The sequence below is a fragment of the Rhizobium sp. 3T7 genome (assembly GCF_020166565.1).
GTDB lineage: Bacteria > Pseudomonadota > Alphaproteobacteria > Rhizobiales > Rhizobiaceae > Rhizobium.
In genome coordinates, this window is the sequence record NZ_JAIQXS010000045.1 from 1 (window position 1) to 4,200 (window position 4,200).

At 57.9% G+C, this 4,200-nt stretch carries 3 protein-coding genes and 1 pseudogene; 2 read left to right on the plus strand and 2 right to left on the minus strand.

Features of this window, described 5'->3' with window-relative positions:
• A partial coding sequence (locus tag K9B32_RS28695; RefSeq protein WP_224568752.1) for a HEPN domain-containing protein occupies positions 1-803 on the plus strand: 803 nt, incomplete at its 5' end.
• A gap of 269 nt (positions 804-1,072) precedes the next feature.
• Here K9B32_RS28695 and K9B32_RS28700 read toward each other — a convergent pair.
• Positions 1,073-1,603 carry a thermonuclease family protein gene (locus tag K9B32_RS28700; protein WP_224568753.1) on the minus strand — a complete coding sequence of 177 codons (531 nt, stop codon included), beginning with the start codon at positions 1,601-1,603 and terminating at the stop codon, positions 1,073-1,075.
• A 292-nt stretch (positions 1,604-1,895) separates the two neighbouring features.
• Between K9B32_RS28700 and K9B32_RS28705 the strand changes: the two genes are divergently transcribed.
• Positions 1,896-3,230 (plus strand): mechanosensitive ion channel family protein, encoded by a 1,335-nt coding sequence (locus tag K9B32_RS28705; RefSeq protein WP_224568755.1) that lies wholly within the window; start codon positions 1,896-1,898, stop codon positions 3,228-3,230.
• An 82-nt stretch (positions 3,231-3,312) separates the two neighbouring features.
• Here the strand turns inward: K9B32_RS28705 and K9B32_RS28710 are convergent.
• A pseudogene (locus K9B32_RS28710) lies at positions 3,313-4,200 on the minus strand (IS3 family transposase); the annotation flags it as partial.

Sequence of the window (4,200 nt, forward strand, 5' to 3'; positions counted from 1 at the left end):
GCAAGCTGTCGGCGAAGCGCCACGCCGGCAGGATCCTGAAAGTCATTCTTTATGGATCCTATAGCCGCGGTAACTGGGTCGAGGATCACTTGAGCGGTTATCGCTCCGACTATGATCTGTTGATCGTCGTCAACAGCAAGTCGTTTGCCGAGGAGCAGGAGCTCTGGGACGGCATCGAGGAGCGGCTGTTGACGGAGCAGATCGCGCACCGCATCGAAACACCGGTGGTACCGATCATCCACACGCTGGCCGATGTCAACGACCAGCTGTCCCGCGGCCGACCGTTCTTCGTCGATATCGCCAGGGACGGCATTCCCCTCTACGAGGAGCCCGGCCATCCGCTGGCGCAACCGAAGCCACTGACAGCGGAGGAGAAGCAAGCCGAAGCTGCCAGATACTTCGAGGAGTGGTTCGTAAGCGCGGATGCCTTCAATGCGTCAGCCATGTTCCTATTTGAGCGGGGCAGCATCAAAGAGGCCGTCTTCAATTTGCATCAAGCAACAGAACGGCTCTACCATTGTGCCCTCCTCACGTTAACCCTTTACAGTCCAAAATCACATCGCCTGAAGGTTCTTCGTTCTCAAGCCGAAGGGCTCGATATCCGGCTGGTCGAGGCATGGCCGCGTGACAGCCGATTTTCACGACGCTGCTTCGAGTTGCTGTCGCGGGCCTATGTGGAAGCGCGATATTCGTCGAAATACACAATCACCAGCGAGGAACTCGCTTGGCTGGTCGAGCGCGTGAAGGCTCTTCAAACTCTCGTCGAAACGGTATGCAAGGAGCGACTTTCTCCCCGGTCCTGAGGGCAGGAACAACCAACGAACCTTTGCCTGATTACGAAGGGCCTAAGAGATGCTTCTATAAAAGATCGAAGCGGCCTGCGCTGGGATCAATGAAACGCGCCTCGGTCGCTGTTGCGCTTAACTGCACCACGGTCTAGGGGTCGGAGGGCAGCCGCTGGCGCCGAGATGAAGGGCACCGCGAGACCTTCGGATATGAGGATTTCGCCTACATCCCGTCCATCAGCTCGAAGTATCCCACAGCTACGTCCGTAGTTACACGATCGGTCCCTTCAGTGCCTTGGAGCACAAGGGCATCGGACCTTGGTTAGCTTAAGGCTGGACTTGCTCACGATCTCCGCCAGTCGATCGGAGGCGCGATTGCCTAGCTTGCGTTCGCGGTCACATTGGGGTGTGAACGTCTCGGGCGTATTGAAGCTCACGAGGCGGGTACCGCTCGCCTCGACATTGACCCGTATGGTGTCGCCGTCGGTCACAGAAAAGGTTTGCTGGTCAACCGTGCTCGCATAGATCCGCTCAGGTATCTCGAACTGCGATGACCACGGCAGCATCTGCATAGCAGCGTAGGTGAGAAGAACCACGATAAGCGCAGCGGAGCCCTTGTCAGTGAGATCGCCTGTCGGTTGCGGGGGATGAACGGGATGCCCTTCATCGGCGCTGCTGCCGACGATCTCCTCAAGCTCTCGGCGCGGCTTCTCGCTCAGGCGTGTGTTGCTGCCATACCATGCCAGCCGTGACAGTATGTCGGCGAGAAAGGTTCTCTGCCACGCGCTGAGGCGGGTCGTTGCGAGGGTGGCGTTCATCCTCGCTATCAATTTTTCAGTGTCATTGTCCACGGTCGCTCTCGGGGCCTTAATGGCGTTCCCCGTCAGTGTAGATGGACAAGCGCTGAAGGAGTGTTTCCGCCCACGTTACAACTCGACGCAAACCCGACCGTGGCGAGCGTCGGTGTCCGGTCGTGGTCCCAGTTCCCATGGCTTTGCCGGGGTCAGGAACCATCCTTGTCTCATTCGAGTTTTCAATAATGTCAGAGCATTCGGTTTTGATAGAACTCGATGCCGAGGTTGTTCCTGCGGAATTTCGACGAGAAAGGCGATGGATTTTCTAGAAACGGTCAATGCTACCGGATATTGGCTGCAAACCGTCGTTCTGAACGAGTGGACGGTCTATCAGGCCGTCGTGGTTGCAGCGGGTTACCTGTTTTGCGGTTTCCTGGCAAAACGGATGGAGCCAGCATTGGAGACCCGCGCGCGCACCATCAAAGGAAACCCCGATCTGCTCCGCGTCATCATCGCCTTCATGAGGCGGCTGCAGTGGCTCTTCTTGATCGTATGGCTCTGGATCGCCGATGTGATCCTGTCGCGATTCGGATGGCCCTCGTACCGGTGGCTGGTGGGCATAGCGCTTACGCTCGTGGCGGCGTGGTTTGTGATCGCGGTGCTGACGCGCATAATCAGAAACCAAATGCTCGCAAGAGTCGTTGCGGTCGCGGGCTGGTTCTATTTTGCACTATACGCACTTGGGCTGGATCAGACGATCCTCACCGCCCTTGATGGCGTTGCCGTCAACCTCGGAGCTGCCCGTCTTTCGATGTTGCTGGCCTTGAAGGCCATCGTCCTTTCTGCCGCGCTGGTCTGGCTGGCCGTTCTGATCGGTAGCATGTCGTCCCACTGGATACAGAACTCTGCGGATCTCACACCATCGCTGAAAGTTCTCATCAGCAAGCTCATCAAGATCAGCTTGATCGGACTGGCGATTGCGGTCGCCCTATCTGCAACGGGAATCGACCTGACGGCCCTCACGATTTTCTCGGGTGCCGTCGGCGTCGGCATCGGTTTCGGCCTGCAGAAAGTGGTCTCCAATTTCATTTCCGGAATCATCATCCTCCTCGATAAGTCGATCAAACCGGGCGACACGATTACGCTTGGAGAAACCTTCGGCGCGATCCGCGACCTACGCTCCCGTTTCGTCTCCGTCATCACGAGAGATGGAAAGGAGTACTTGATCCCGAACGAGGATTTTATTTCTCAGCAGGTCGTGAACTGGTCCTTTTCCAGCGAGTATGTCCGCATCGAGGTCGATTTTGGCACCTCATACGACAGCGACCCACACGAGGTTGCCCGCATTGCGGTCGAAGCTGCGAAAACCATTCCGCGCGTTGCCAGCGCCCACGCCCCGCCGGTTTGTTGGATGACCGCATTTGGCTCATCGTCGCTCGACTTCAAACTGAGATTCTGGATTTCCGACCCGAGCAATGGGCTGACTAATGTCCGCGGTCAGGTCCTGATGGCATTGTGGGACGCGTTCAAGGCGGCCGGTATTTCAATCCCGTTCCCGCATCGTGAGATCATCATGAAGACACCTGTGGAGGTCGTGGATTCACTCGAACGCAGCGAAGAAATGCGGCGCGGGCAGCAATCGGCGTCCTGAGGAAGACTTCCCCCGTGCTAGCATCGACCGAGATTACGTCGGCGCCATCCGTGCCGATGGCATCTGACCTTGCCCCCAAGTTTTATCCAGTTTTGAGTTCGCTCCAGCGGTTTTGGGTTGCTATATTTGGGGCCGTAGCGGCGAGTTGCGGTGCGGAGCCATTTCGGCTGCGCAGCACCGCATCGCGTCGCGGTGTTGATGGACTGAGCGAACTCGGTCGGTGTCAGCCAGCCGAGGCCGGAATGCGGTCGTGATCGTTGTAATCGCTGCGCCAGTTTGAAAGCGCTGATCGAGCATGGGTCAGTGACGAGAAGAGCGTTTCATTCAAGAACTCGTCGCGCAGCCGCCCATTGAAGCTTTCGATGAAGGCGTTCTGGATCGGCTTGCCAGGCGCAATGTAATGCCAATCGACCTTGGACCGATCCGTCCATTGCAGGATCGCGTTACTGGTGAACTCGCTGCCGTTGTCACTGACGACCATCCTGGGTTTGCCACGTTCCTCGATGATCCGATCAAGCTCACGGGCAACCCGCAGGCCGGAAAGCGATGTATCGGCGACGAGAGCCAGGCATTCTCTGGTGCAGTCATCCACGACCGTCAGAACCCGGAACCTGCGACCATCGGTGAACTGATCCGACACGAAGTCCAGCGACCAACGATGATTGGCAGTCATCGGGATCAGCATCGGTGCTCGTGTGCCTATCGCTCGCTTCCGGCCGCCGCGCTTGCGCACGGTCAGCTTCTCCTCCCGATAGAGCCGGAATAGCTTCTTGTGGTTCACAAGGTGTCCCTCGCGCCTGAGCAGCACATGAAGGCGTCGATAGCCAAAGCGGCGGCGTTCATGCGCCAGCACCTTCATGCGCTCGCGAAGGCCCTGATCGTCGCCGCGGCTGGTGTCGTAACGGATCGTCATCCGTGAGCGTCCGGTGAGCGGATTTTGCTGAACGAGCCAGTTAGGCGATGTTCTGGC

Bases quoted from the DNA above. Each gene is read 5' to 3' on its own strand.
- K9B32_RS28700 (WP_224568753.1), bottom strand. From the start codon at position 1,603: ATGAACGCCACCCTCGCAACGACCCGCCTCAGCGCGTGGCAGAGAACC.
- K9B32_RS28705 (WP_224568755.1), top strand. From the start codon at position 1,896: ATGGATTTTCTAGAAACGGTCAATGCTACCGGATATTGGCTGCAAACC.